This window comes from Nonomuraea sp. NPDC049655, from assembly GCF_044465465.1.
Classification (GTDB): domain Bacteria; phylum Actinomycetota; class Actinomycetes; order Streptosporangiales; family Streptosporangiaceae; genus Nonomuraea.
Genome location: NZ_JBITLS010000008.1, coordinates 184,291 through 208,569, shown reverse-complemented (window position 1 = coordinate 208,569; position 24,279 = coordinate 184,291). Strand labels below are relative to the sequence as shown.

At 73.5% G+C, this 24,279-nt stretch carries 24 protein-coding genes; 14 read left to right on the top strand and 10 right to left on the bottom strand.

Annotated elements, in window-relative coordinates; genetic code table 11:
• Positions 1 to 6: 6 nt before the first annotated feature.
• From ACIBQ6_RS26190 to ACIBQ6_RS26170, 5 genes are read right to left on the bottom strand one after another with little or no spacing between them, the layout of a single operon-like run.
• Entirely contained in the window at positions 7 to 387 is a 381-nt protein-coding gene (locus ACIBQ6_RS26190; protein ID WP_352349473.1) for a Rid family detoxifying hydrolase, read from the bottom strand.
• Positions 388 to 396: 9 nt separating this feature from the next.
• A complete protein-coding gene (locus ACIBQ6_RS26185) occupies positions 397 to 1,473 on the bottom strand; it encodes an alanine racemase (RefSeq protein ID WP_397215015.1) in 1,077 nt (358 codons plus the stop codon).
• A gap of 43 nt (positions 1,474 to 1,516) precedes the next feature.
• Entirely contained in the window at positions 1,517 to 3,046 is a 1,530-nt protein-coding gene (locus ACIBQ6_RS26180; RefSeq protein ID WP_397215013.1) for an amidohydrolase family protein, read from the bottom strand.
• 8 nt (positions 3,047 to 3,054) lie between these two features.
• Entirely contained in the window at positions 3,055 to 6,456 is a 3,402-nt protein-coding gene (locus ACIBQ6_RS26175; protein WP_397215011.1) for a DUF4153 domain-containing protein, read from the bottom strand.
• Positions 6,453 to 7,136, bottom strand: a complete 684-nt coding sequence (locus tag ACIBQ6_RS26170; protein ID WP_387668586.1) for a response regulator transcription factor — start codon at positions 7,134 to 7,136, stop codon at positions 6,453 to 6,455. Before ACIBQ6_RS26170 ends, ACIBQ6_RS26175 begins: the two co-directional genes overlap by 4 nt.
• Positions 7,137 to 7,208: 72 nt before the next feature.
• On the opposite strand from ACIBQ6_RS26170, the gene ACIBQ6_RS26165 reads away from it, so the two are divergent.
• The 4 genes from ACIBQ6_RS26165 (at position 7,209) to ACIBQ6_RS26150 (ending at position 10,882) form a co-directional block, all read left to right on the top strand.
• Positions 7,209 to 8,063, top strand: coding sequence for an arylamine N-acetyltransferase (locus ACIBQ6_RS26165; protein ID WP_397215009.1), 855 nt, complete (start codon positions 7,209 to 7,211; stop codon positions 8,061 to 8,063).
• Between the two features lie 39 nt (positions 8,064 to 8,102).
• Positions 8,103 to 9,170 carry a protein kinase gene (locus ACIBQ6_RS26160; RefSeq protein ID WP_397215007.1) on the top strand — a complete coding sequence of 356 codons (1,068 nt, stop codon included), beginning with the start codon at positions 8,103 to 8,105 and terminating at the stop codon, positions 9,168 to 9,170.
• Positions 9,167 to 10,585, top strand: coding sequence for a glycosyltransferase family 39 protein (locus ACIBQ6_RS26155; protein ID WP_397215005.1), 1,419 nt, complete (start codon positions 9,167 to 9,169; stop codon positions 10,583 to 10,585). Before ACIBQ6_RS26160 ends, ACIBQ6_RS26155 begins: the two co-directional genes overlap by 4 nt.
• A gap of 105 nt (positions 10,586 to 10,690) precedes the next feature.
• Positions 10,691 to 10,882, top strand: coding sequence for a hypothetical protein (locus tag ACIBQ6_RS26150; protein WP_352322643.1), 192 nt, complete (start codon positions 10,691 to 10,693; stop codon positions 10,880 to 10,882).
• A 25-nt stretch (positions 10,883 to 10,907) separates the two neighbouring features.
• On the opposite strand, the gene ACIBQ6_RS26145 is transcribed toward ACIBQ6_RS26150, so the two are convergent.
• Positions 10,908 to 11,219, bottom strand: a complete 312-nt coding sequence (locus tag ACIBQ6_RS26145) for a DUF3817 domain-containing protein (protein WP_352349459.1) — start codon at positions 11,217 to 11,219, stop codon at positions 10,908 to 10,910.
• A gap of 2 nt (positions 11,220 to 11,221) precedes the next feature.
• A complete protein-coding gene (locus ACIBQ6_RS26140) occupies positions 11,222 to 12,004 on the bottom strand; it encodes an SURF1 family protein (protein ID WP_358282958.1) in 783 nt (260 codons plus the stop codon).
• A 106-nt stretch (positions 12,005 to 12,110) separates the two neighbouring features.
• On the opposite strand from ACIBQ6_RS26140, the gene ACIBQ6_RS26135 reads away from it, so the two are divergent.
• Positions 12,111 to 12,284 (top strand): hypothetical protein, encoded by a 174-nt coding sequence (locus ACIBQ6_RS26135; protein WP_357990759.1) that lies wholly within the window; start codon positions 12,111 to 12,113, stop codon positions 12,282 to 12,284.
• Between the two features lie 234 nt (positions 12,285 to 12,518).
• The gene (locus ACIBQ6_RS26130) at positions 12,519 to 13,973 is read left to right on the top strand and encodes a flavin-containing monooxygenase (RefSeq protein ID WP_397215003.1); all 1,455 of its coding nucleotides are present in this window, start codon (positions 12,519 to 12,521) and stop codon (positions 13,971 to 13,973) included.
• 10 nt (positions 13,974 to 13,983) lie between these two features.
• On the opposite strand, the gene ACIBQ6_RS26125 is transcribed toward ACIBQ6_RS26130, so the two are convergent.
• Positions 13,984 to 14,661: a glycoside hydrolase family 25 protein gene (locus ACIBQ6_RS26125; RefSeq protein WP_397215001.1), complete on the bottom strand. Its 678-nt coding sequence runs from the start codon at positions 14,659 to 14,661 to the stop codon at positions 13,984 to 13,986.
• Positions 14,662 to 14,873: 212 nt separating this feature from the next.
• Positions 14,874 to 16,598, bottom strand: coding sequence for a gamma-glutamyltransferase family protein (locus tag ACIBQ6_RS26120; RefSeq protein ID WP_397214999.1), 1,725 nt, complete (start codon positions 16,596 to 16,598; stop codon positions 14,874 to 14,876).
• A 95-nt stretch (positions 16,599 to 16,693) separates the two neighbouring features.
• Here ACIBQ6_RS26120 and ACIBQ6_RS26115 point away from each other — a divergent pair, with 95 nt between their 5' ends.
• Together ACIBQ6_RS26115 and ACIBQ6_RS26110 are read left to right on the top strand one after the other, a co-directional pair.
• Entirely contained in the window at positions 16,694 to 17,806 is a 1,113-nt protein-coding gene (locus ACIBQ6_RS26115) for a sensor histidine kinase (protein ID WP_397214996.1), read from the top strand.
• Positions 17,803 to 18,450: a response regulator gene (locus ACIBQ6_RS26110; RefSeq protein ID WP_397214994.1), complete on the top strand. Its 648-nt coding sequence runs from the start codon at positions 17,803 to 17,805 to the stop codon at positions 18,448 to 18,450. The genes ACIBQ6_RS26115 and ACIBQ6_RS26110 overlap by 4 nt, the downstream gene beginning before the upstream one ends.
• Here ACIBQ6_RS26110 and ACIBQ6_RS26105 read toward each other — a convergent pair.
• Complete coding sequence (locus ACIBQ6_RS26105; protein ID WP_397214992.1) at positions 18,431 to 19,909, bottom strand: FAD-dependent monooxygenase; 1,479 nt, start codon at positions 19,907 to 19,909, stop codon at positions 18,431 to 18,433. The genes ACIBQ6_RS26110 and ACIBQ6_RS26105 overlap by 20 nt on opposite strands.
• Before the next feature lie 57 nt (positions 19,910 to 19,966).
• On the opposite strand from ACIBQ6_RS26105, the gene ACIBQ6_RS26100 reads away from it, so the two are divergent.
• From ACIBQ6_RS26100 to ACIBQ6_RS26075, 6 genes are all read left to right on the top strand, one after another.
• Positions 19,967 to 20,164, top strand: a complete 198-nt coding sequence (locus ACIBQ6_RS26100; protein WP_352326953.1) for a helix-turn-helix domain-containing protein — start codon at positions 19,967 to 19,969, stop codon at positions 20,162 to 20,164.
• The gene (locus tag ACIBQ6_RS26095; RefSeq protein WP_352349439.1) at positions 20,161 to 20,634 is read left to right on the top strand and encodes a Clp protease N-terminal domain-containing protein; all 474 of its coding nucleotides are present in this window, start codon (positions 20,161 to 20,163) and stop codon (positions 20,632 to 20,634) included. Before ACIBQ6_RS26100 ends, ACIBQ6_RS26095 begins: the two co-directional genes overlap by 4 nt.
• A gap of 59 nt (positions 20,635 to 20,693) precedes the next feature.
• Positions 20,694 to 21,467: a class I SAM-dependent methyltransferase gene (locus ACIBQ6_RS26090; protein WP_397214990.1), complete on the top strand. Its 774-nt coding sequence runs from the start codon at positions 20,694 to 20,696 to the stop codon at positions 21,465 to 21,467.
• A gap of 140 nt (positions 21,468 to 21,607) precedes the next feature.
• Positions 21,608 to 21,844, top strand: coding sequence for an SHOCT domain-containing protein (locus ACIBQ6_RS26085; protein ID WP_397214988.1), 237 nt, complete (start codon positions 21,608 to 21,610; stop codon positions 21,842 to 21,844).
• 96 nt (positions 21,845 to 21,940) lie between these two features.
• Positions 21,941 to 22,819 (top strand): sulfite exporter TauE/SafE family protein, encoded by an 879-nt coding sequence (locus ACIBQ6_RS26080; RefSeq protein WP_397214986.1) that lies wholly within the window; start codon positions 21,941 to 21,943, stop codon positions 22,817 to 22,819.
• 56 nt (positions 22,820 to 22,875) lie between these two features.
• Positions 22,876 to 24,264, top strand: coding sequence for a tetratricopeptide repeat protein (locus ACIBQ6_RS26075; RefSeq protein WP_397214984.1), 1,389 nt, complete (start codon positions 22,876 to 22,878; stop codon positions 24,262 to 24,264).
• Positions 24,265 to 24,279 lie beyond the last annotated feature (15 nt).

The window sequence follows — 24,279 nt, the reverse complement described above, 5'->3', positions numbered from 1 at the left end:
CAGACCTTACGCGCTCTTGTGCGCGACGAAGTCGATCTCCACCAGGATGTTCATGAGCTGCGAGCCCACCGTCGTCCGCACCGGGTACGGCTGGGTGAAGTACGACTTGTACACCTCGTTGTACGCGGCGAAGTCCTCCTTCACGTTCTGGAGGTGGACCGTCGACTTGACGACGTCGTCGAAGCCGAGGCCGTGGGCGGCGAGGATGGCCCCGAGGTTCTTCATGACCTGGTGGGTCTGGGCGGCCACGTCGTCGCCGACGATCTCGCCGGTGTGCGGGTCGAGCGGGCCCATGCCGGAGGTGAAGACGAAGTCGCCCACCACGAGCCCCTGGGAGTACGCCCCGACCGGCGCGGCGCCCTCGGTGGTCTTGAGCTCTTTCTTCACGGAATCTCCCTAGAAATCGGTGTGGATCGTGCCGACGACACGGTAGTCCCGGTCCACCAACGGCAGCACGCGCCACTTGTCGAACGCGGTGCACGGGTGTGAGATCCCGAAGGCCAGCAGGTCGCCCGGCTTGAGCCCGTCGGCCCGGACGACGGTGTGCTGGTCCTGCATCTTCGTGATCGTGACGCCGCTGCGGCGCGGCACCGGCAGGCCCTCGTCGTAGGGCGCGTCGCGCTTGCCCATGCCCACGATCGCGAGACCCGGCTCGGGCGTGGACAACACGTGCGCCCACACCTCAAGGGCCGGCCGCAGCTCGCCCTCCATCCGGTTGAACGGCGTGCGCTCCCGGTAGTAGCCGTCGTCGTGGGTGACGTACGCGCCGCTGCGCAGCAGGATCCTGGCGTGCGTGGTGACCAGCTCGCGCCCGATCACGTCGAACCACTGGCTGCCGCCGATCGTCAGGATCGGGGTGCGCACGCGGACGTGCTCGACGGCCTCCTGCAGCACGCCCAGGTAACGCCGCACCTCGTCGGCGCTCTTCAGCGCCCCTTCGTACCCGGCGACGCCGGCCAGCTCGACGCCGGGCGTCTCCTGCGCGTACGCGGCCACCTTCAGCAACTCGTCGAGGGTGCGGCAGCCGGCTCGTCCGCCTTCGTGCCCCAGCTCCACCAGCACCCGGAACGGCCGGGTCGAGGCGTGCCGGGCGAGGATGTCCACCCCGGCCTCGGAGTCGACGAAGCTGAGGAACTCGAAGGAGGGGTCGCGGTCGAGCTCTCCGGCGGCCCAGGTCAGCCCGGCGGTGTCGACGACCTGGTTGGCCACCATGATCCGGTCGCCGCCGTAGCCGCGGGCGATCCTGGCCTGCCGGGTCGTGGCGACCGTCAGCCCCCAGGCGCCCGCTTCGAGCTGCATCGCGGAGATCTCTGGCGACATGTGCGTCTTGACGTGCGGAGCCAGCTCCATGCCGTGGTCGCGGGCGAAGGCCGCCATCGTGGCCACGTTGTGCTCCAGCGCGTCGCGGTGCACGATCATCAGCGGAAAGCCGAGCTCGCCGTCGAGGACGGACTGCCCAAGGATCACCTGCACGACACCCCCCTTTTATCCGCGTCTGACCTTATCCCAGGCGGGATCAGCGTGATCGAAGCGCCCGTCCGGGATTGGCCCCGGTCAGCTCGCCGCCGGTCAGCACCCGCACGCCGGAGACGAGCACGTCGTCCACGCCGTGCGCGGGGGTGCGCGGATCGGCGTACGTCGACCGGTCCGACACCGTGAGCGGGTCGAACACCACCAGATCGGCGACGTGTCCTGCGCGTACCAGCCCGCGCCGGTCGAGCCCGAACCGCCGGGCCGGGTGGGAGGCCAGGTGCACGACCGCCTGCTCCCACGTCCAGTCGCCCAGCTCGCGGACGTGCCGGCCGAGGAACCTGGCGAAGGCCCCGAACCCGCGCGGATGCGGATGACCGCCCACGTAGATGCCGTCGGAGCCGCCGGTGTGGGAGGGATGGCGCAGGATCCGGCGTACGGACTCCTCACCCGCCGGGCCCTCGTCGGGACGCGCGGAGACGCACCCGGCCTCCAGCCGCGTCGCCACCAGCAGGTGGCGGCAGAAGGCGGCGGGCGTCATGCCGGCCCGCTCCGCGGCGTCCGGCAGGGCGAGCCCTTCGGCCCATTCCAGGCCGGGCGCGTGGGAGACGGTCAGCCGGGGGTAGACCTCGCCGAGCCCCGCCCACCAGTCGTCCAGCTCGGGCGAGCCGATCATCTCCAGCGCCGCGTCGGTGTCGGCGCCCGGCACGGACGGCGGCAGCACCACCATGGCCAGGATCGTGCTGCCGCGCAGGTAGGGGTAGGTGTCGAAGGTGAGGTCGACGCCGTCGTCGTGGGCTCTGCCGACCAGCGGCAGCAGCACGTCGGCCGGCCCGTGCAGGTGGGAGACGTGCATGGCCGCGCCCGAACGGCCGGCGATGTCCACGACCTCCGCCATGCCGACCCCGGCGTTCGCGCCGTAGGCCCGCATGTGGGTGACGTACGGCAGGCCGCCGAGCGGCGCGCACAGGGCGGCCAGCTCGGCGGCGTCGGCGTAGCGGCCCGGCAGGTACTCCAGCCCGCTGGACAGCCCCACCGCGCCCTCGGACAGGCCGCGCTCGACCCGCTCGACCATCGCGGCCAGCTCCGCCCGCGAGGCCGATGCCGGCGAGGGCCCGAGGACGTCGTAGCGGATCGTGCCGTGCGGCAGCAGGTAGGCCGTGTTCAGCGCCACCGCGCGGTCGTAGCCGTCGAGCAGCTCGGCCACGCTCAGCGGGCCCTCGTGCAGGGCGCCGTTGACGGCGGCGAAGTAGCGGGAGGCGTAGGCGACGGTCGCCGCCGACCCCGGCGCGAAGGACAGACCATCCTGTCCCAGGACGAACGTGGTCACCCCCTGCCGCAACGCCGCGAGCTGCACGGCCGGGTCGAACACGGCCGCGTCGCCGTGCGCGTGGCAGTCGACGAAGCCCGGCGCGACGAACCGTCCGGTCGCGTCGATCACCGTCCCGGCCTGCGCCCCGCTCAGCCTGCCGACCGCCGCGACCTTGTCGCCCGCGATGCCCACATCCGCCCGGTACGGCGGCGCACCCGTGCCGTCGAGCACCCGGCCGCCGCTGATGACTACGTCGAACCTCACACCAAGATTCAATCAGAGCCGCGCGAGGACCCCGATGGGCACGTGATCGAGCGGACGACGGGCCGCTCGGCCAGCAGGTCCCTGGCCCGCGCGCGGGCGAGGTTCCAGCCGTTCCACGGGTCGGGGCGGTCGAGCCCGTTGGCGCGGACCACGTCGGCCAGCACGCAACTGCGCTGCGGCTCGGGCAGCCGGTCGAGCGCGGGCACGGCCTCCGCGCCCAGGTCGCCCAGGTAGTCGGAGTCCATGTTGGTCACGCCGCGCACCTCGACCTGGGTCTGCGCGACCTGCAGATCGGGGTTCACCATCGCGAACGCCCCCAGGCCGAGCCCGGTGACCAGGACGATCGTGCGCGGCAGCCAGCCGGAGCCGCGGCCCGCCAGACGTACCGCCCCGGCCAGCAGCACCAGCGCGAACAGCGCGCCCAGCCACCACACCGTCGCCTGCACCGAGATCCGCAGCCGTGACAGGCCGTAGGCGTCGGTGTAGAGGCTCATCCGGTGCAGGGCCGAGACCAGCACCACCATGGTGAGCCCGCACAACACGCCGAGCATGACGGCCAGCAGCCAGCGCTCGCCGCGCTCGGTCCGCAGCAGCCCCCCGGCCACCGCGACGATGCCCAGCACGAACACGCTGACCACCACGAGCTGGAAGAATCCCTGCCTGGCGTACTCGGCGTAGGTCAGGCCCGCCGTCCGCAGCACCCAGCCGTCGCCGCCGAACAGCACCCTGATCTGGACCGCCACGAACGCCGTGAACAGCAGGTTCACCGCGACCAGCGGCACCAGCCACACGCTCCTGCTCACGCCGAACTTGTGCTCAGGACCGACGGGGTCGATCACCGGCCGCAGCGCGACCAGCACCGTGGCGGCCAGCAGCACGGCGACGAACCCGAAGACGAAGATCCGCGAAGGCACCGAGTCGGCCCAGGCAGGGGTGCTGGTCAGGCGCTCGACGTACGCGGCGAACACCGCGTCGGCCGAGGCGAACAGCAGCCCGAACACCAGCACCAGCACGACCGTGATGCCGAGCCCCGCGAGCACCGGCAGGATCCGCCGCCTGGCGGTCAGCTTCCGCAACGGCCCGGCGAGGAACCACGGCACCGGGCCGAGCGCGAGCACCACGGACATGCCGCCCCTGATCACGCCCAGCCATCCCGCCCCCGCCCCGGACGCCGCCAGCGCGCCCAGCCCGGCCCCCGCCATGAGCAGGATCGCGACCAGCCAGTCCGCGTCGCGCACGGCCGTCATGGAGATCAGCCAGTACGCCGTCATCCCGAACGCCAGCGTCCAGGGGGTCATCCTGCGCAGCACGGCCGGCAGCGCCGCCGCGCCGAGCACCATGGCGACGAGCACGATCCCCAGCCCGACCTGCGCGTCGGGCAGCGCCACGGCGGCGAACACGCCCGCCCCCGCGGCGGCCGGCAGCAGCCAGCGCGGCGGCGCGGGCAGCTCGGGCCTGGGGAAGAGCGGCGGCGGCACATACACCTGCCCACCCCCGCCCCCCGCCCGCCCCACCCCCTGATAGGCGGCCTCCTGGTGCGCTGCCCCTTGATAGGCGGCCCCCTGATAAGCGGCCCCCTGGGGCGCGGCGCCCTGATAAGCGGCGCCCTGGGGCGCGGCGCCTTGATAGACGGCACCCTGGTGCGTCGCGGTCTGGTAGGCGGCCTGGTAGGCCGCCGTCCTGCGCGCTGAGCCCGCGCCCAGCGCCATGCCGAGTGCGCCGCCCAGGGCGGTCACCATGACGAGGGTGACGAGCGCGAGACCGTCGCCGACGGTCATCGAAACCAGCACGGCCGCGAACAGACCGCCCAGGAACCCGACGATCACCCCGAGGACCCCGCCACCGACCATCCTGGCCAGCCCCCCGCTTCCAACCCCCGCCGGAGCCACCCCCGCCGACACGGGCTGCGCCGGACCGCCTGCCTCATGGGCCCCGCCTCCCACGGGCACGCCGGACCCTGTGGTGGCACTGGCGCCTGTGGAGATGCCGGACTCTGCGGACAGGCCGACCCCTGCGGGGATGTCGGAGTCTGCGGGGATGCCGGCCCCTGTGGGGATGCTGGAGCCTGCGGGTGCGTCGAGCCCTCTGGGGGTGCCGGACGCCGCGAGCGGGCCGGGGTCCGTCATCGCCGGCGCGGGCGGCGCGTCCTCGGCCGTGGCCGGCCGGACCGGCGTTCCCGAGGCAGCCGCGCCCTCCCCTGCCGTCGCGCCCTCCCCCGCCGTCGCGCGCTGCGCGCCCGTCGCGCCCTGAGCCGCCGTCGCGCCTTCGGCCGCCATCTGGGGCGCCACGGTGCCGGAAGCCGGGGTGGGGGCGGTGGGGACGGCGCCGCCTGCGTGGGGGGCGGCGGCTGGGGGGAGCGGGTCTCTCAGGCGGTCGTCGTGGCTCCGGTTCGCCCCCGTGTCGAACGGTGTGTCCGTCATCGTCGTCCTTCCTGGTAGATCGACGACCATGCGGCACCCCGCGCACTCGTCGATGCGGATCGACCCCCCGTGCAGCTCCACGACCTCCTTGACGATCGCCAGCCCCAGCCCCGCGCCCCCGGAGTCGGCCGCGCGCCCCGCGTCCAGCCGGGAGAATCGTTCGAACACCCGCCCCCGGGCCGCCGCCGGGATGCCCGGCCCCTGGTCGGCCACCACCAGCCGAGCCCCGTCCCGCTCCGCGCCGCACGCCACCGTCACCACGCCCCCGGAAGGACTGTGCCGTACGGCGTTGTCCAGCAGGTTCGCCAGCACCTGCGCCAGCAGGTCGGGATCGGCCCGCACCCCCAGCCCGGCGGGCGCCGACGCCTCGATCGTGACGTCCTCACGGGCCAGCGACGCCTCCCGCACGGCCTGCTCGACCAGCGGCGCCAGCGCGACGGCCTCGGGCTCGATCAGCCGGACGCCGGAGTCCAGCCTGGACAGGTCGAGGAGCTGCGCGACCAGGCGGCCGAGCCGTTCGGTCTGGGCGAGCGCGGTCCTCATGGTGACCGGGTCGGGCGCGGAGACGCCGTCCACGACGTTCTCCAGCACCGCGCGCAGGCCGGTGATGGGGGTGCGCAGCTCGTGGCTGACGTTCGCGACGAGCTCGCGCCGCTGCCGGTCCACCTCGCCGAGGTCGGCGGCCATCGCGTTGAACGCCCTGGCCAGCTCGCCCACCTCGTCCCGCGAGGTGGCGCTGACCCGCAGGCCGTAGCTGCCCTTGGCGATCGTCTGGGCGGCCCTGGCCATCTGGCGCAGCGGCTTGGTCATGCCCATGGCCAGCACCTGGACCATGATCAGAGCGAGGATGACCGCGACCACGATCCGGACGTCCCGGGTGAACCCGGCGTTCAGCCCCACCTCGTTCACCACGAACGCGGTGCCCACCGCCAGCACGATGACGATGCCCAGCTTGACCTTGATGCGGCCGAGGAAGTCGAGCGGCCTCATTGCCGGACCAGGGCGTAGCCCACGCCGTGGACGGTGCGCACCACGTCGGAGCCGAGCTTGCGGCGCAGCGCGCGGACGTGGCTGTCCACGGTCCTGGTCGCGGCGGCCTCGGAGAAGCCCCACACGTCCGACAGCAGCCGGTCGCGCTCGAAGACCTGCCCGGGGCGCTCGGCCAGCCGCCGCAGCAGGTCGAACTCGGTCCTGGTGAGCTGGGCCTCGATCCCGCCCACGAACACCCGGCGCGCGGCCGTGTCGATCTCCACCTCGCCCACCCTGATCACCGTGTCCTCGACGGCGAGCTGGGCGGCCCGCTCGACCCGGCGCAGCAGCGCGTGGATCCTGGCCACCAGCTCGCGCATGCTGAACGGCTTGGCCAGGTAGTCGTCGGCCCCCACCCCCAGCCCGACCAGCACGTCGGTCTCCTCGCCGAGCGCGGTCAGCATGAGGACGGGCACCGGGCGCGCCGCCTGCATCCTGCGGCACACCTCCAGCCCGTCCAGACCGGGCAACAGCCGGTCGAGGATCACCAGGTCGGGCTCCGCCTTCCCGTACTGGACGAGGGCGTCCTGCCCGTCGCCCGCCACCCGGACGTCGAAACCCTCGGCGGCCAGCCTGTTCCGCACGGCCAGTGCGATCGTCACATCGTCCTCGACCACGAGGACACGCCGCTGCTCTGCCACGTACGAAAGCCTAGAAGTGCACTGTGCAGACGACACTCCATAATTTGTGCACATCTGGTGCAGACTTGCCGCGTGAACACCGCTGGCTACCTCAGCCGTCTGGGCCTGTCCCACCTGATAGACGCCCCCGCGAGCGCCGAGGGCCTGCGCGCGCTCCACGTGGCGCACGTCGAGAAGGTCGCCTACGAGGCGCTGGAGATCTGGCTCGGCCGCCCCACCTCCCTCGATCCCGTCGAGTCCGCCGAGCGCATCATCAGGGGCCGCGGCGGCTACTGCTACCACCTGAACGGCGCCTTCTCCGAGCTGATCAGGGCCCTCGGCTACGACGTCACCAGGCACGTCGGCGGCGTGCAGAACCCCGGCAGCGAGCCCGGCGTCACCGGCAACCACCTCGTGCTGACCGTGCGGGGCCTGCCGAGCCAGGACAACCCGGGCGGCGAGTGGCTGGCCGACCTCGGCCTCGGGGACGGCGTGCACGAGCCGCTGCCGCTGGTCGCGGGCGCGTACCGGCAGGGGCCGTTCACGTACGTCCTGCGGCCGTCGCAGGTCGCGCCCGGCGGGTGGCGGTTCGACCATGACCCGAGCGGTTCGTTCGTGGGGATGGATTTCGAGCGGACCCCGACAGGGATGTCCGCTTTCGCTGATATGCACAGCCATTTGTCGACGTCACCGTCGTCGGGGTTCGTGCGCACCGCCGTCGTGCAGAGGCGCGACGCCTCGGGCGTGGACACGCTGCGCGGGCTCGTCCTGACCCGCGTCGGCGCCGGCAGCCACTCGATCACCCTGGACACGGCGCGTGACTACTTCGCGGCGCTGGCCGACGTGTTCTCGCTGACCTTCGACGACCTGACCGACCAGGACGAGGAGCGGCTCTGGAGCAGGCTGCACGACGCCCACGAGGCGTGGCTGACCGGCCGGACCGCGTGATGGCCGGGCGGGCCGGGCGAGCGCTATCGTGCACTCGACATGGCTGAGACCAGGAAGCTGGCCGGGCGCTACCGGCTGCTCAACCCCCTGGGCGCGGGGTCCGTACGGCTGGCCTTCGACGAGACGGAACACCGCGACGTCGCGGTCAGGGAGCTGCGCATCCCGCCCGAGTTGCGCGAGTCCGCGCTGCACGAGGCGCGCAGGGCCGCGGGGCTGCGGCACGCCTCGATCGCCCGGGTGCTCGGCGTGCTGGTCGAGGACCGGGTGCCCTGGCTGGTCATGGAGTTCGTCTCGGGGGTGTCGCTGGAGCAGGCCGTACGCGCGCGGCAGCCGCTGCCCGTCGTCCAGGTGGCCAGGATGGGCGTCTGCGTGTTGTCGGCGCTGTCCGTGGCGCACGCGGCCGGGATCGTCCATGGGCAGGTCAGCCCCGGGAACGTGCTGCTGACCGGCACCGGGAGGGCGGTGCTCACCGGGTTCGGGGTGCCGAGCCTCAGCATGCGGCCCTCGGCCGACCTGTGGTCGCTGGCGGCCACGCTGCACTTCGCCGTCGAGGGCCGCCCGCCCGGCCAGGTGCCCGCCGAGGGCGCCGACCCGCTGCGGTCACTGATCCGCGCCATGCTGCATCCCGCCGGGTCGCCGCCGGTGGAGGTGGTCCGCGAGACGCTGGAGAGACTGGCTCTCGACCAGCCGCTCGACCAGGTCGTCCGCGCCCTTGGACCGCTCCCGCCCGCCGAGGTGGCCGAGATCGGGCTCGCCCTGCTCGACCAGCTCCAGGCCATGGGCGGGCGGCACGGGGCGGTGCAGCCGAGCGGCGTGCTCATCTCCGACCAGGGGCGGGCCACGCTGGTCGCGCCGCTGCGGTCGGGCACCGTCCCGGCGTACACGGCTCCGGAGGGGGTGGCGAGCCCGGCCGCCGACCTGTGGTCCCTGGGGGCGACCCTGTTCATGGCCGTGGAGGGGGTGCCGCCCGCGCCGGGGGCGTCGCTGGCGCGGGCCGGGGCGCTGGCTCCCGTCCTGGTGCGCCTCCTGTCCGGCAATCCGGCCGACCGTCCCGCCCCCGAGGTTCTCCGGCACGAGCTGCGGGCGGTCATGGGCCCGCGCCGATGACCCGCGTGCCCGTCCTGCCGCGTCCCGTCGCCGCCGCCACGCGGGACGCCGGCAGGTGGTGGCCGGTCGTGCCCGCGGCCGTCGCCGCGGCGGCCGGGTTCTGGGGGCTCTCGGGGCCGTCGTTGTGGCGGGACGAGTCGGTCAGCGCGCTGGTCGCGCGCATGCCGTTCGGCGAGCTGCGCCGTTTCCTGGCCGACCTCGACGCCGTCCACGCCCTCTACTACCTGCTCCTGCGGCCCTTCGCCGCGCTTCCCTGGCCGCCGGAGATCGCCGTCCGGCTGCCCTCGGTGCTCGCCTTCACGGGCGCCGCGCTCGGGGTCGCGGCCCTGGGCCGCCGCCTGGCCGGCACCTCCGCCGGCCTGTACGCCGGTCTGCTGTACGCCCTCACCCCCATCGCCGCCCGGTACGCCCAGGAGGCCCGCTCGTACGCCCTGGTGAGCGCGGTCGCCGTGCTGGCCACGTGGCTCCTGGTCAAGCTGCTCGACCGTCCCGGCGCGGGGGTCTGCGCGGCCTACGGCGCGAGCGTGGCGCTGCTCGGCTGGCTGCACCTGTACGCCCTGCTGCTCGTCCCCGCCCACCTGCTCACCGCCTGGCTGCCCGCCCTCCGCCGCCGGCTCACCGCGAACCCGATGCCCGCCGTCGTACGGTCGTCGGTGGCGGTCGGCGCGGCGGGAGCGGCGCTCGTGCCGCTGCTCGTCCTGGCCGCCGGTCAGCGGGACGCCCAGGTCTTCTGGCTCAGGACCCCCGGCTGGGCCGAGCTGGCCGCCTTCCCCGGCGAGGTCGCGGGGGCGGGCGCGGTCGTGCTGTTCGCCGCCGCGCTGTGGGGAGCCGTACGCGCCCCGGCCGTGGCGGTGTGGGCGGTGCTGCCGGTGGCGCTGTCGTTCGCGATCTCCCAGGTCCAGCCCGTCTACCATCCGCGTTACGTGCTCTTCGCGGTGCCGCTGCTCGCGGTGCTCGCCGGGATCGGCCTGGCCGGGGTGCGGTGGCGGGCCGTGCCGGTCGCCGTCCTGGTGCTGTTCGCCGTGCTCGTGTCGCCAGCGCAGGCGGCGATGAGGCAGCCCGCCGCGCGTCCCGACGACCTGCGCACGCTGGCCGCCACGCTGGCCGCGGAGGAACGTCCGGGCGACCGGGTGTTGTTCGTGCCGCAGCGCTTCCGGCTGTTCGTGGCCGTGTACGGCGCCCCGTACGACCGCCTGACGGACCTCACCCGCGCGCCCGGCGCGCCCGGCCCGCGCACGGCCGCCGAACTGGACGCGGCCCTCAAGGGCGTGGACCGGGTCTGGCTCATCTCCCCCAGGATCGGGACGAAGTACGCCGACGACGAGCGCTACCGCACCCTCAAAAGAACGCTCGTCCCAGGACAGACCCGCACATACGGCTCGATCCACCTCACCCTCTGGTCCCGCAATAATTGAGATACATCGCGTCATGGAACCTCAGGCACGGGTCCACTCGTTGGACGGGCGACGCAGAATGTGGGAGAGGCGGGGCGCGGGCTCCGCGTTCGGAGGAAGCCAGGGATGTCGCCAGTTCAGAAGTACGTCATCGGCGCAGGCGCCGCGGTTCTGCTCTCGCTGATCTTCTTGCCGGGCTGGATCACCCTGCTGGTGGTGCTCGGCGCGGTCGCGGCGCCGGTGGTCGGCTACCTCATGCTCGACCCGTCGCAGCGCGAGCGGCTCAAGCGGGCCCGCAGGCGCGGGATCGGCGGCTGAGGCCCGCGGGCCGCGGCGGGGGTCGTCAGGCCCTCGCCGCGCTCAGCTCCGACCGCACCCGGCCGTGCACCCTGCGCTCCACGTAGAACGACAGGAACGGGACCGTGCCGCCGAGCATGACCCCGAGCATGTACGGCCAGCTCCAGCGTGCCTTCATGCCCAGGTTCATGACGGTGATGAGGTAGATCATGTACAGGCCGCCGTGGATGGGCGCGACGATCTTCGACAGCTCGGCGGCGCCGAAGCCGTAGCGCAGCACCATCGCGACGCACAAGATGAGCAGCATGACGCCGACCACGTAGGCGAGCACCCGGAAGGGCTTGAGAGCCGATTCCACCGTTAACCTTCCAGAACCATCTCGGGGGACTTGTCGCGGTCCCGATCCGCCCGTACGGCGTCGCGTACGAAGTGGAACCACATGAAGACGGCGAATCCAGCGAAGATCCACCAGTTTGCGGCATAAGCCAGGTTACGCCAGGTCAGCGTGCCACCGACCTCCGGCGGCCGGATCTTCACCTGCGTGAGCGAGCCGGACGGCGGCTGGGCCACCAGGAAACCGGTCCGCAGCTTCTGGCCGGTCCACAGGTTGATCAGCTCACCGGTGGACACGGTCTGCACCTGCCCCGGAGGCAGCCCCTCCGCCCGCCGCTGGACGCTGTCGGTGCCCTGCTGGCCCCGCAGCCGCCCGTGCACCGTGACCCGGCCCTGCGGCACGGCGGCGACGCCCGGATCGTCCGCCTCGGCCGCCCAGCCGCGCACGACCGGCATCAGCGTGCCGTCGTCGAGCCTGATCGGGGTGAGCACCCAGTAGCCGTGGCCGCGTGAGACGTTGCCGCCGGGGGCGTCGACGTCGGGCCGCCGGTCGGCGACCAGGAGCTGCCGGGCGGCCTCGTACGTGCCCTCGGCGGCGACCCTGCGGCCGACGGCCTCGCCGTCCATCTGCCCGCCCACCTGGGCCAGCGTGGCGACGCCCACCGGGGCCGGATCGACGGCCGCGTGCGGCTTGCCGGAGTCCTGGAACACGCCGAGCTGCCAGCGGCCGAGCAGGATGAAGGCGACGAGGACCCCGATCGTCAGCAGATGCAGCCCCACGACGCGGGGTGAGAGCAGGGTCCGGAGCATGCCTCAAAGCTATCCGCCGGGTGGAGTGGTCCCCTCATCAGCCCATGCCTATAGGTAGTGGCAAAGGGGTGCAAATGGACCATGTCATCGCGCTAGGCTGCTGGCCATGTCTGACCAGCATATCGATCCCGCGGGCAACACCCAGCAGTTCCGCGCCTTCGCGCAGCGCCAGGAGCAGGAGGCCGCGGCGGCCCCCAAGAAGTCGCCGCTGCTGCCGATCCTCGCGGTCGCCGTGGTCATCGTGATCATCGGCGTCGCCGCCTTCCTGCTGCTCCGCTAGCACCCAACCGCATACGGACACCCCACCCGCCCCGACGCCGTGGCGGGTCTTTGTCGTCTCCGCACACCCCCCGCATACCGGCCGGTCGGTGTGACGGGCTCCATGTCCGGACTGGACCAGCGGCTGATGACTGACTACATTGGACAATATGTCCAATACACCGGACATCAAGCCTCGCCGGGTGCGCTTCTCCTGGAAGAGCACGCCGCCGCGCTGCGGAGTTCAGGAGGTTCGGTGACTGAGCCAGGACTGGTGATCATCGGCACCGGCTTCGCCGGGATCGGCATGGCGATCAAGCTCAAGGAAGCCGGCTACCACGACTTCGTGATCCTGGAGAAGGCCGCCGACCTCGGTGGCGCCTGGCGGGACAACACCTACCCCGGGTGCGCGTGCGACGTGCCGTCGCACATGTACTCCTACTCGTACGAGCTGAACCCCGGCTGGTCGCGGATGTTCGCCCCCCAGGCCGAGATCCAGGACTACATGCGCACGTGCGCGGACAAGTACGGAGTGACCCCCCACATCCGCTACGACAAGCACGTCACGTCCCTGGAGTACGACGACGACCGCCGCGACTGGACGGTCACCACGGACGACGGCGCACCCATCCGGACGAACGCGATCGTTTCCGGCATCGGCGCCCTCCACATCCCGAAATTTCCGGAAATTGCGGGGAGGGAATCCTTCGCCGGCCCCTCCTTCCACTCCGCCGAATGGGACCACTCGGTCGACCTGACCGGCAAGCGCGTCGCCGTCGTCGGCACCGGCGCGTCCGCCGTCCAGTTCGTCCCCCAGCTCGCCCCCCGGGTGCGCGAGCTGACCGTCTTCCAGCGCACGCCGCCATGGATCCATCCCAAGCCCGACTTCGCCTTCTCCCCCGCCGCCCGGCGCGTCCTGGCCCTGCCCGGCATGGCGCGGGCCCTGCGCGGGGCCATCTACTGGGCGCTGGAGAGCCGGGCGCTCGGCTTCGCGGTGCACCCGCGCCTGATGAAGGCGCACGAGGTGCTGGCGCTCAAACACCTGGCGGCGCAGGTGCCCGATCCCGGCCTGCGCCGCAGGCTGACGCCCGGCTACACGATCGGCTGCAAGCGCGTGCTCGTCTCCAGCGACTACTACCCGGCCCTGACCAGGCCGGACGTCACCCTGGTCACCGACGGCATCGCCGAGATCCGGCCCCGCTCGATCGTCACCACGACCGGCGCGGAGCACCCGGCCGACGTGATCGTCTACGGCACCGGCTTCAAGGTCGTGGAGGCCCTCCAGGACCAGCGCATCACCGGCCGGAACGGCCTGAAGATCCAGGACGCCTGGCAGCACGGCATCGAGACCTACCACGGCATCACCACCGCCGGCTTCCCGAACCTGTTCTTCCTGCTCGGCCCGAACACCGGCCTCGGGCACAACTCGGTCGTCTTCATGATCGAGTCGCAGGTCCGTTACGTCATCGAGTGCCTGCGCCTGCTCTCCAGAACCCAGGCCAGGGCGCTGGACGTCAGGAAGGACGCCCAGGACGCCTTCAACCGCCGGCTGCACGCGCGCCTGGACCCGCTCGTGTGGAACGCGGGCGGCTGCCGCTCCTGGTATCTGGACGAGCACGGAGTGAACCGGACGATCTGGCCGGGCTTCACCTTCGAGTACTGGGCCCGTACGCGGAAGGTGCGGCCGCAGGCGTACGAGCTCATCTACTGAGGGCGGCGGGTCACCCGCGGCCCAGCGCCTTGAGCTGGACGGGGGTGAGCGCGGAGACGTTCTGGTCCACCGGCGCGTCGGCGTACTGGTGGATGGTCCAGGTCTTCCAGTCGGCGGGGGCGGTCACCTGGCCGGGGCCCTTGCCGTAGCGGGCCACCCACAGCGGGTACCGCTGGAGGCCGTGGCCGTACTCGTCGGCGAAGTTCCAGCCGCTGTAGAACAGCGGCGTGACGCCGGTCCTGGCCTGGACGTGCGCCAGCCACTTCTTGGCCCAGGCGTTGACCTCGGTCACGGACCGGCCGTCGGTGGTCTCCAGGTCGAGCGCGAGCAGGTCGCCCTTGGCGGCCGGCTGCCGGTCGACCACGGACAGGAAGTGGTCGGCCTCGGCGATCGGGTCGTTCGACGGGTGCCCGTAGTGGTAGGCGCCCCGCACCTTGCCCTTCGCGCCCAGGTCAGCCCAGTGGCGGGCGAAGGAGGCGTCCACGCGGGTGGCGCCCTCGGTGGCCTTGACGATGCCGAACGCGGCGCCGCTGGCGGCCCAGTCGTGGTCCGGCTGGTAGTGGGAGACGTCCTGGCCGTAGGTGAGGCCGTCGGCGTGGGCGGGGGCGGACGTCAGGCCGAGGCCCGACACGGCGGCGGTGGCGGCCAGCAGGGCGCTCGCGTACAGCTTCTTGGCGTTCGGCTTCACGGGGTTCCTCCTGAGGGCAGGCGGCAGCCGCCCACGGGTGTCTGTCGGGATGCCGCGACGGCGGCTGACGAGCTGCGGCAGGCGGTTACCGCCCGGCGGCATGGCGCGTCGCGATGCCCGTTACAACCCCGTGACCTGGGCAAACATTCCCTCATGCCGGGGTCAAGCCGGCGACTGGCGGCGGCCCGCGAGGGGGCCGCCGCCGTGCGCGCTCAGCGCGGGTCGACGACCAGCGCGCTGCCGCCGCCCCGCCGTACGGGCTCGGCGACGGCCTGGACCAGGCCGTGGCCGCGCAGTTCCAGCGCCGTGGCCGCGCCGATCTCGGGGTTCAGCACGAAGCCGTGCCCCTTGGCCTCCAGCTCGGCCCGGTACTTGTCGAGGAACGCCTGCTCGGCCTGCGTCTGGGCGGTGTTGCGCTGCGTGGCCCGCGGCGCGGCGAGGGCGTCGGGCAGGCTCATGCCGAATTCGTACCGGTTGACCAGGATCTGCAGCACGGTCGTGATGATCGTCGAGCCGCCCGGCGAGCCCGCGGCCAGCACCGGCCTGCCGTGGTCGAACACCAGCGTGGGCGCCATCGACGAGCGCGGCCGCTTGCCGGGGCCGGGCAGGTTGGGGTCGCCGGGGGCGGGGCCGAAGGTGAAGTCGGTCAGCTCGTTGTTGAGCAGCACGCCGCGGCCCGGCACCACGATGCCGTTGCCGCCGGTCGACTCGATGGTGAGGTTGTAGGCGACCACGTTGCCCCAGCGGTCGGCGACGACCAGGTGCGTGGTCTCCGGCCCCTCGTCCGCGATCGGGGTCGCGGTGCCGGTCGGGGTGGCGCAGGCGCCGTACGTGCCGTCGGGGCTCCCCGGGGCGACCGGGCTGGTCAGGGCCCTGTCGCCGATCAGGCAGGCGCGCTCCTTGGCGAACCCGTCGGACAGCAGCTCGCGCAGCGGCACGCCGGGGATGTCGCCGACGTAGGCGTTGCGGTCGGCGAAGGCCAGCCTGGACGCCTCCAGGTACTCGTGCAGGCCCACCTTGGGCAGGGCTTCGAGGATGTTGAGCGCCTCGCCGACGGTCGAGCCGCCCGAGGACGGCGGGGCCATGCCGTAGACGTCCAGGCCGTTGTAGGAGATCTTGGTGGGCTCGCGCAGGAGGGCGCGGTAGTCCCGCAGGTCCGACAGCTCCATCAGGCCGGGCCTGACGTTGCGGGTGCTGCCGGGGGTGACCGGCGGCTTCTTCACGGTGGCGACGATCTCCGCGCCGAGCCGGCCGCCGTACAGCCAGCCGGGGCCGCGCCGGGCCAGTTCCCGGTACGTGTTCGCCAGCTCCGGGTTCTTGAACACCGAGCCGACCGGCGGCGGGGCGCCGTTCGGCAGGTAGAGCCGGGCCGTCGAGGTGATGTCCTTGAAGCGGCCGGCGTTCGCGGCGGTCTGGTCGTGGAACGTCTGGTCCACGACGAAGCCGCGGGAGGCCACCTCGATGGCGGGCTGGAGCGCCTGGCCGAGCGAGAGGGTGCCGAACCGGCGCAGGGCCAGGTCCCAGTGCGCCAGCGTGCCGGGCACGCCCGCCGACAGGCCGCTGGTGACGCCCTCGTCGAACGGGATGCCCTCGAAGCTGGTGGCGGTCATCGCGCGCGGGGCGGTCTCGCGGCCGTCGATGGTGACGACCTTGCGCTGCCTGGCGTCGTACAACACCATGAAGCCGCCGCCGGTCAGGCCGGCCGAGTACGGCTCGGTCACCCCGAGCACGGCTCCGGCGGCCACGGCCGCGTCGACGGCGTTGCCCCCGCGTCTCAGCACGGAGATCGCGGCCTTGCTGGCGTCGAGGTCGACGGTGGCGACGGCGCCTCCGTACCCCTCGGCGACCGGGGCCTTCTGCTGGGGGCCCGCGGACGCGGGCGCGGCGGGCAGGAGTGAGATGAGGACTGCTGCTGCGGAGAAGATCACACGGCGCATGGTGTCCACGATGACCCAGCTACGCCCGTCGTGGTAGGGCCCCCTCGGACAAGGGGATGATGTCGCGCGCGCCGCCGGTGGCCTAGCGTGGAGGCGTGCGCTGGAAGTCCGGTTTCGACCCGTATCTCGCCCTCATCGTGGCGGTCGCCCAATTGGTGATCGCCCAGGGCGCGACGTGGGGCCAGCAGCGCCTCCTGAGGGAGCCGCTCGACCCCTACGCGTACGCGTTGCTGCTGGTCGGGCCGCTGGCCATCCTCTTCCGCAGGCGGTTCCCGCTGCTGACGGTCTCCCTCGCGCTCGCCGCGATGGACCTGTTCCTCATCGGCGGCTACGCCTACGGCCCCGCCTTCCTCAGCCCGGGCGTCCTGCTGTTCCTCCTGGTCACGGGCGGCAGACGGCTGATGGCCTGGACGATGGCGACCATGACGGTGGCCTCGCTCCTCAGTTACGCCTGGTGGGTGGGCAACCGCGACCTGTTCCACAGCGTGGCGATCCTGGCGTTCATACTGCTGTTCATGGTCGTGGCCGAGCTGGTCAGGATCGTCAGGGAACGCCAGGCAGAGCGCGAGCGCGTCGCGGAGGAGGAGGCCAGGCGGCAGGCCAGCGAGGAGCGCCTGACCATGGCCCAGGAGCTGCACGACGTGCTCGCGCACAACATCTCGCTCATCCACGTGCAGGCCAGCACCGCGCTGCACCTCATCGACGCCAACCCCGAGCAGGCCCGCTCGGCCCTGGCCACGATCAAGACGGCGTCCAAGGAGGTGCTGGGCGAGATGCGCTCGGTGCTCAACGTGCTGCGCGACGGCGCCCCGCGCTCCCCGACGGCCGGGCTCGACCGCCTCGACGACCTCGTCCAGCGTTCGGGGATGGAGGTCTCGCTCCGGCGGGTGGGGTCGCGGCCGCTGCCGCCGCAGGTCGAGCGGGCCGCGTACCGGATCGTGCAGGAGTCGCTCACCAACGCCGCCCGTCACGCGCCCGGCTCGCGGGTGTCGGTGCGCCTGGAGTACGGCGCCGAGGAGCTGGTCATCGTGGTCGCCGACACGGGGGCGACCAAGCCCGCCGTGCTGTCGGAGGAAGGCAGCGGCAACGGCATCCCCGGCATGCGCGAGCGCGCCTCCGCCCTGGGCGGCACGCTCGTCGCCGGCCCGTCGGGCGGCGGCTTCCAGGTCGAGGCCCGTCTGCCCCTACCCGAGGAGAACCCAACGTGATCAAGGTGTTGCTCGCCGACGACCAGGCGCTGGTCCGGGCGGGCTTCAAGGCCCTGCTGGACGCCCAGCCCGACATGACCGTGGTGGCCGAGGCGGCCGACGGCGCGGAGGCGGTGCGCCTGGCCGGCGAGCACGCCCCGGACGTCGTGCTGATGGACATCCGCATGCCCGGCACCGACGGCCTGACCGCCACCCGCCTGATGCCGCCCGGGCCGCACATCGTCATCCTGACCACCTTCGAGCTGGACGAGTACGTCTTCGAGGCGCTGCGCGGCGGTGCGTCCGGCTTCCTGGTCAAGGACACCGAGCCGGCCGAGCTCATCCAGGCCGTGCGGGTGGTGGCGGCGGGCGAGGCGCTGCTGTCGCCGAGCGTGACCCGGCGGCTGATCGCCGAGTACGCCTCGCGCGCCAAGGAGCCGGTCGCCACCCAGGGCCTCGACCAGCTCACCGAACGCGAGCGCGAGGTGCTCTCCCTGGTCGGCACGGGCATGACCAACGACGAGATCGCCGCCAAGCTGTTCATGTCGCCGGCCACGGCCAAGACGCACGTCAGCCGGGCCATGATGAAGCTGCACGCCCGCGACCGCGCCCAGCTCGTGGTCATCGCCTACGAGTCCGGCCTGGTCAAGCCGGGCTGGCTCTGACGGCGGACGGCCCCGCGCCGAACCACGCCCGCGCCGCCTCGGCCAGGCCGCCGGTCCCGGCCCAGGCCACGTACCCGTCGGGGCGGACGAGCAGCACGTCGGCGGGCGGCTCGGCGCACCGCGCCCGCACGACATCGATCCAGCCGCCCTCGGGCAGCACCGGGGCCGGGTCGTCGCGGAGGTCGAGCAGCACCGGGCGTCCGGCCCGCAGCAGCCCGGCGGTCCGCTGCTCCCCCGCCGCCGTGTTCAGCGGCAGGTCGGGGAGGAACCGGCCGGCGAGCGGATGCGGGTGCTCCAGCCCGGGCGCGGGCGGGTAGCGGGTGTCGGAGCCGTGCAGGAGCGCGGCGAGCCGGCGCAGCGGCTGCTCGTCGGCGAACAGCTCGGCGAGCAGCGCGCGCAGGGCGTCGCCGTCCTCGCCGGGGGCCCGTTCCAGCGCCGCCTGGGCGCGGGTCTGGGCCAGCGCCCGCGCGGCCACCGGACGGCGCTCCTCCTCGTAGGTGTCGAGCAGCCCGGCGGGCACCCGTCCGAGCAGCACGGCGGCCAGCTTCCAGGCCAGGTTGGCCGCCTCCGTCAGGCCGACGTTGAGCGCCGACCCGCCCGCCGGGAACAGGTGGGCGGCGTCCCCGGCCAGGAACACCCGCCCGGCCCGGTAACGCTCGGCGAGCCTGGCCTGGGCGACCGTGCCGGACAGCCAGATCGGCTCGCCCAGCGGCAGGTCCCGCCCGATCACGCGGCGTACGGCCGCGCGGAAGTCGTCCGGGGTCACCGGGCCGCCGGGCAGCGTGCCGCGCTCGCGCACGCCCGCGATGAGCACGCCGGGCCGCAGCGAGGTGAGCAGCAGCCGGCCGGCCGGGGTGCGGTTCCAGCCGGGTTCCAGGCCCTCGACGCGCGGCGCCTGGAACGGGCCCTGCTCGTCGCGGGCGAAGTGGCCGAGCCGCAGCACCTCGTCGTCGGTGGTGCCCGGGAAGCCGATGCCCGCCAGGGCGCGGACGGTGCTGTGCCCGCCGTCGCAGCCGACCACGTACCGGGCGCGGGCCCGGCCGGTGGACAGCTCCAGCGTGACGCCCTCCTCGTCCTGCGCCAGCCCGAGGACCTCGTGGCCGCGCCTGATCTCGGCCCCGAGCCGGGCGGCCCGCTCGGTCAGCAGTCGTTCCAGCCGGGGCTGCTGGATCAGCAGCAGCCGCAGCGGCATGTCGTCGTGCCCGGCGAAGCGCAGCGGCACCTGCCCGAACGGGAACCCCGGGGCGGGGCCGGCGAAGCCGCTGCCCTCGGCGAGGACGCCGACCAGGCCGCGGTGGCCGAGCAGCTCCACGATCTGCCCGGCGAGCCCGTTGGCCTTGGGCAGCTCGCTGGGTTCCGGGCGTTTGTCCAGCACGATCGGGCGTAAGCCGGCCAGCGCCAGCTCGCCCGCGAGCATGAGCCCGACCGGGCCCGCTCCCACGATCATCACGTCGTCCATGCCTGTCAGGCTAGATTGACAAAATCTCGCCTGTCAATCTAGCCTGACAACGTGGACATGGAAGAGCTGTCTCAACGCATCAGGTCGAACGACCCCGCCCTCGGCCTGCGGGCGGTGGGCGCGCTGCACCGGCTGGCCGAGCAGGTCGAGGCGGCGTCGGTGGCGGCGGCCAGGGAGCAGGGCTGGACCTGGGAACAGATCGGCGACGCGCTCGGCATGTCGCGGCAGTCCGTGCACGCCAGATACGGAAAGTGAGGATCGCCATGTTCGGCAAGGAGAAGAGCCCCTTCGCGGCCGTCGTCAGCGCGGCGCTCGACGAGGCCAGGCAGCGCGGCGACCGGCGGCTCGGCACCGAGCACCTGCTGCTCGGCCTGCTGCACGATCCCGCCGCCGAGCCGGCGCGGGCGCTCGGCGTCGACCTGGCCGGGGCGCGCGCCGCGCTCGACGAGCTCGACCGCGAGGCGCTGCGCTCGATCGGCCTCGACCTCGGCCAGGCCCCGCGCGCGACGCCCCGCAGGCATCCGCCGGTCCCCGGCACCGCGCTCACGTCGAGCGCCCGCGCGGTGATCAACGCCGCCATCGGGGCCACCCGGCGGAAGACCAGGCCGCAGGCGCCCCGCCACCTCCTGCTCGCCCTCCTGGAGCGCGACCGCCACGACCCGGTGGCCCGGCTGATCGACCAGCTCGGGATCGACCGCGCGGCCGTCCGCGCCCGGGTCGCCTGATCGGCGACACGGGAGAAATCCGGTTGAAGCCGCGGCCGGGGCGCTGACATGGTCGAAGGATGCGGCGTACATACGATGACCTGGTCGAGGAGGCCGACACGGTGTCCGTGGCCGGCTGGGACTTCTCCTGGCTGGAGGGCCGGGCCACCGAGGAGCGGCCCTCGTGGGGCTACTCCCGCCTGCTGGCCGGGCGGATGGCGCAGGCGCGGGCGGCGCTCGACGTCCAGACCGGCGGGGGCGAGATCCTGGCCGGGCTGCCCACTCTGCCGAAGGTGACGGTGGCGACCGAGTCGTGGCCGCCCAACCTGGCGCTGGCCGCCGCCCGGCTGCGTCCACGCGGCGCGTACGTGGTGGCCGACGACGACGAGCCGCGCCTGCCGTTCCGCGACGGCGTCTTCGACCTCGTGGTCAGCCGCCATCCGGTGGCCACCTGGTGGGCGGAGATCGCCCGGGTGCTGCGTCCCGGAGGCGCGTACTTCTCGCAGCAGGTCGGCCCGCGCAGTGTGTTCGAGCTGACCGAGTTCTTCATGGGCCCGCAGGACGGCTCGGCCCGCGACCCGCGCCAGGCCGTGGCGGAGGCGGAGGCGGCCGGGCTGGAGGTGGTAGACCTGCGGGCCGAACGGCTGCGCATGGAGTTCCGCGACATCGGCGCGGTGATCTACTTCCTGCGCAAGGTGATCTGGATCGTGCCCGGCTTCTCGGTCGCCCGCTACGGCGACAGGCTGCGCGAGCTGCACGAGCTCATCGAGGCCGAGGGCCCGTTCGTCGCCCATTCGTCCAGATTCCTCATCGAGGCCCGGCGGCCCTGGGCGCACCCGTCCTTCGGACGATGAAACGCGCCGGCGCGCTACCGCCTCAGGCGTACGCCGGGCCCGCCTGAGCACTCCCCGGGGCGCAGCGGCGGCGGCTCCCGGGGGGCGATTCGCCGCGCCGCGCGAAGGCGGACCCTGGAGGCAGGACGAAGGAGGAAGTCATGCATCCGCATCTCTGGCCGGTCTTCCCGGTCTTCTGGGGCCTGTTCTGGGTCGCGCTCATCGCGTTCGCCGTCACCGCCCGCCGCAAGGGCTGGTGGGGGCGCCGCCCGGCGGCCGTCACCGACCGGCCCACCGCGTCGGCCGAGCAGATCCTGGCCGAACGGTACGCCCGCGGCGAGATGGGCGACGACGAGTTCTTCGAGAAGATGTCCGTGCTCAAGGGCGCAACCACCTAAACATCACTTAGGGTACAAGAACTGTCACTGGCCGCATCCGGCCTGCCGCGTTACGTTTCCCCCGAAAGCATCGCGCGCGACCGGGGAGGGCTGAGCGTGGAGGCGGTCACCCTGTTCGCCGGGGGCGTGGCAGCCGGGCTGGTGGCGGGCACCGCCTCGTGCACGGCCGCCCAGGGCGGGCTGCTCGTGGGCCTGGTCGGCCACCGCCCCGGCCGCGACCCGGCGCTGGTGGCCTGGTTCCTGGCCGGCCGGCTGGCCGCGTACACGCTGGTGGGGGCGCTGCTCGGGCTGCTCGGCTCGGCGGTCGGCCTGCCGCCCCGGGCGCGGGCCGTGCTCCTGGTCGCGGCCGGCTGCGCCGTGATCGTGTTCGCGATCCGGCTCATGCGCGGCGGGCGGCACGCGTGCGCCGAGCCCGTCCGGCCGTCCGGGTACCAGGCGCCGCTGCTGGGGGCGGCCACCGTCCTGGTGCCCTGCGGGGTGACGATCGGCATGGAGATGCTCGCCGTCTCCAGCGGCTCGCCGCTGTCGGGCGCGGCGGCCATGGCGGGGTTCGTGGTCGGCACGGCGCCGGCGTTCGCGCTGCTCGGCTACGTGCTGCGGCGGATCTCCCGCACCCGGCTGGCCAGGTTCGCCGGGGTCGTCGCCGTCGCCGCCGGGCTCTGGACCGTCGTGGCCGGGCTCAACCTGGGCGGCTGGACGGGTGAGGCCGCACCGGCCGCCGCCGGGCCCACCGCCCGGACCGTCACGGTCTACGCCACCCGCGAGGGCTACCGGCCCGCCGCCGTGTCCGTCCCGGCGAACGTGCCGGTCGAGGTCATCTTCAAACTGGTCGATCAGGGCTGCACGGGCACCGTCACCATCGACGGGCGCGATGTGGCCCTGCCCGCCACCGTACGGCTGCCGCCCCACCGCCCCGGCTCGCTGCGTTACGTGTGCGGGATGGGGATGTATTCCGGGTTCATCAGGTTCTCCTAGGGCCGTTGTCGGCGATTACGGTTCGCGATCGTATGATCACGTGCCACTCTGTCGCCATGGCCTGGTGGCAGGGAGAGGTGGCGACGCCGGCCGTTCCGGCGCCACGGGTGGGTGACGAGCCGGAGTTGCTGGTGGCCGCGCAGCAGGGCGACGCGCAGGCGGCCCACCGGCTCGGCAGGCTCTACGCCCAGCGCGGCGACCGCGCGGCGGCCCGGCTCTGGTGGGAGCTGGCGGCCGCGGGCGGCAACGTCGACAGCGCGTACAACCTGGGCGTCTGGCACGAGAAGCACGGCAGCCTGGAGGAGGCGGTCATCTGGTACGAGACCGCCGCGGCCACCGGCGACGCGGAGGCCGCCGCCAACCTGGCCACGCTCCTGCTCGAACAGCGCGGCGACGCCGGCGCCGCGCGGGCCTGGTTCGAACGCTCGGCCCTGGCCGGGTCGCGCGCCGCGGCCCGCCGGCTGGCGCTGCTGTGCGAGGACACCGGCGAGACCGGCGTGGCCCGCGAGTGGCACCGCAGGGCGGCCGACGACGGCGACATGGCCTCGGCCCACGACCTCGGCTTCCTGGCCTACTCCGCCGGCGAGGACGAGGAGACCGTGCGCTGGTGGGAGTACGCCGCCAGGGGCGGCCACGCCGACTCCGCCCACTGCATGGGCCTCTACCTGCACGCCAGCCGCGACCCCGAGGGCGCCGAGGCCTACTACCGGCTGGCCGCCAAGAACGAGCATCCGGGCGCCGCCTCCCGGCTCGGCGCCATCGCCCTGTCCCGCGGCGACCTGCGTACGGCCCGCGCCTGGTACGAGCGGGCGGCCGCCGCCGGGCGGCTGGAGGACCAGCGCATGGCCGGGTTCGTCTGCGTTGAGCTCGGCGACACCCCGGCGGCCAGCCACTGGTTCGGCAGGGCGGCGGCGGGCGGCGACGCCGAGTCCGCCTTCAACTACGGCCTGCTGCTGATCGCCGAGTTCGGCGACCTGGCCGGCGGCCGCCACTGGTTCCGCCAGGCGGCACAGGCGGGCCACCACGGCGCGGCGGTCGAGCTGGGCGGGCTGCTGACGGTCGCCGGCGAGCTGGGCGAGGCCGAGGAGTGGCTGGCCGATCCGCCGCCGCAGGCGTGGGCGCGCACCGCCGAGCCCGAGCTGGCCGCCCGCGCCGAGCTGGCGTCCGCGGCCACCGGCCGCAGGGGCGGCGTGCCGCTGTCGGTGCCCGAGCTGACGGAGGTGCTGGGCACCTGGGACCTGGTGACCAGGCCGCTGCACGACCACTCCGACGTGATCGGCTGGCTGGTGGAGCGGAGCGGGGTGCACCGCAGCGCGGTCGAGCACCTGGCGTCGGTGCGCGGCACGCTGCTGCGCCCCGGCAGCGCGCCGTGGCCGGGCACGGGCGAGATCCAGCACGTCCTCGCCACCGCCCGTGACCTGCGGCGCCGCCTGGGAGTGCGTTAGGGGCGCGACCGCCGG

Bases quoted from the DNA above. Each gene is read 5' to 3' on its own strand.
- ACIBQ6_RS26175 (WP_397215011.1), bottom strand. From the start codon at position 6,456: ATGAGGCCGCTCGACTTCCTCGGCCGCATCAAGGTCAAGCTGGGCATC.
- ACIBQ6_RS26160 (WP_397215007.1), top strand. From the start codon at position 8,103: ATGGCTGAGACCAGGAAGCTGGCCGGGCGCTACCGGCTGCTCAACCCC.
- ACIBQ6_RS26135 (WP_357990759.1), top strand. From the start codon at position 12,111: ATGTCTGACCAGCATATCGATCCCGCGGGCAACACCCAGCAGTTCCGC.
- ACIBQ6_RS26090 (WP_397214990.1), top strand. From the start codon at position 20,694: ATGCGGCGTACATACGATGACCTGGTCGAGGAGGCCGACACGGTGTCC.
- ACIBQ6_RS26120 (WP_397214999.1), bottom strand. From the start codon at position 16,598: ATGCGCCGTGTGATCTTCTCCGCAGCAGCAGTCCTCATCTCACTCCTG.
- ACIBQ6_RS26105 (WP_397214992.1), bottom strand. From the start codon at position 19,909: ATGGACGACGTGATGATCGTGGGAGCGGGCCCGGTCGGGCTCATGCTC.
- ACIBQ6_RS26140 (WP_358282958.1), bottom strand. From the start codon at position 12,004: ATGCTCCGGACCCTGCTCTCACCCCGCGTCGTGGGGCTGCATCTGCTG.
- ACIBQ6_RS26085 (WP_397214988.1), top strand. From the start codon at position 21,608: ATGCATCCGCATCTCTGGCCGGTCTTCCCGGTCTTCTGGGGCCTGTTC.
- ACIBQ6_RS26155 (WP_397215005.1), top strand. From the start codon at position 9,167: ATGACCCGCGTGCCCGTCCTGCCGCGTCCCGTCGCCGCCGCCACGCGG.
- ACIBQ6_RS26075 (WP_397214984.1), top strand. From the start codon at position 22,876: ATGGCCTGGTGGCAGGGAGAGGTGGCGACGCCGGCCGTTCCGGCGCCA.
- ACIBQ6_RS26150 (WP_352322643.1), top strand. From the start codon at position 10,691: ATGTCGCCAGTTCAGAAGTACGTCATCGGCGCAGGCGCCGCGGTTCTG.
- ACIBQ6_RS26100 (WP_352326953.1), top strand. From the start codon at position 19,967: ATGGAAGAGCTGTCTCAACGCATCAGGTCGAACGACCCCGCCCTCGGC.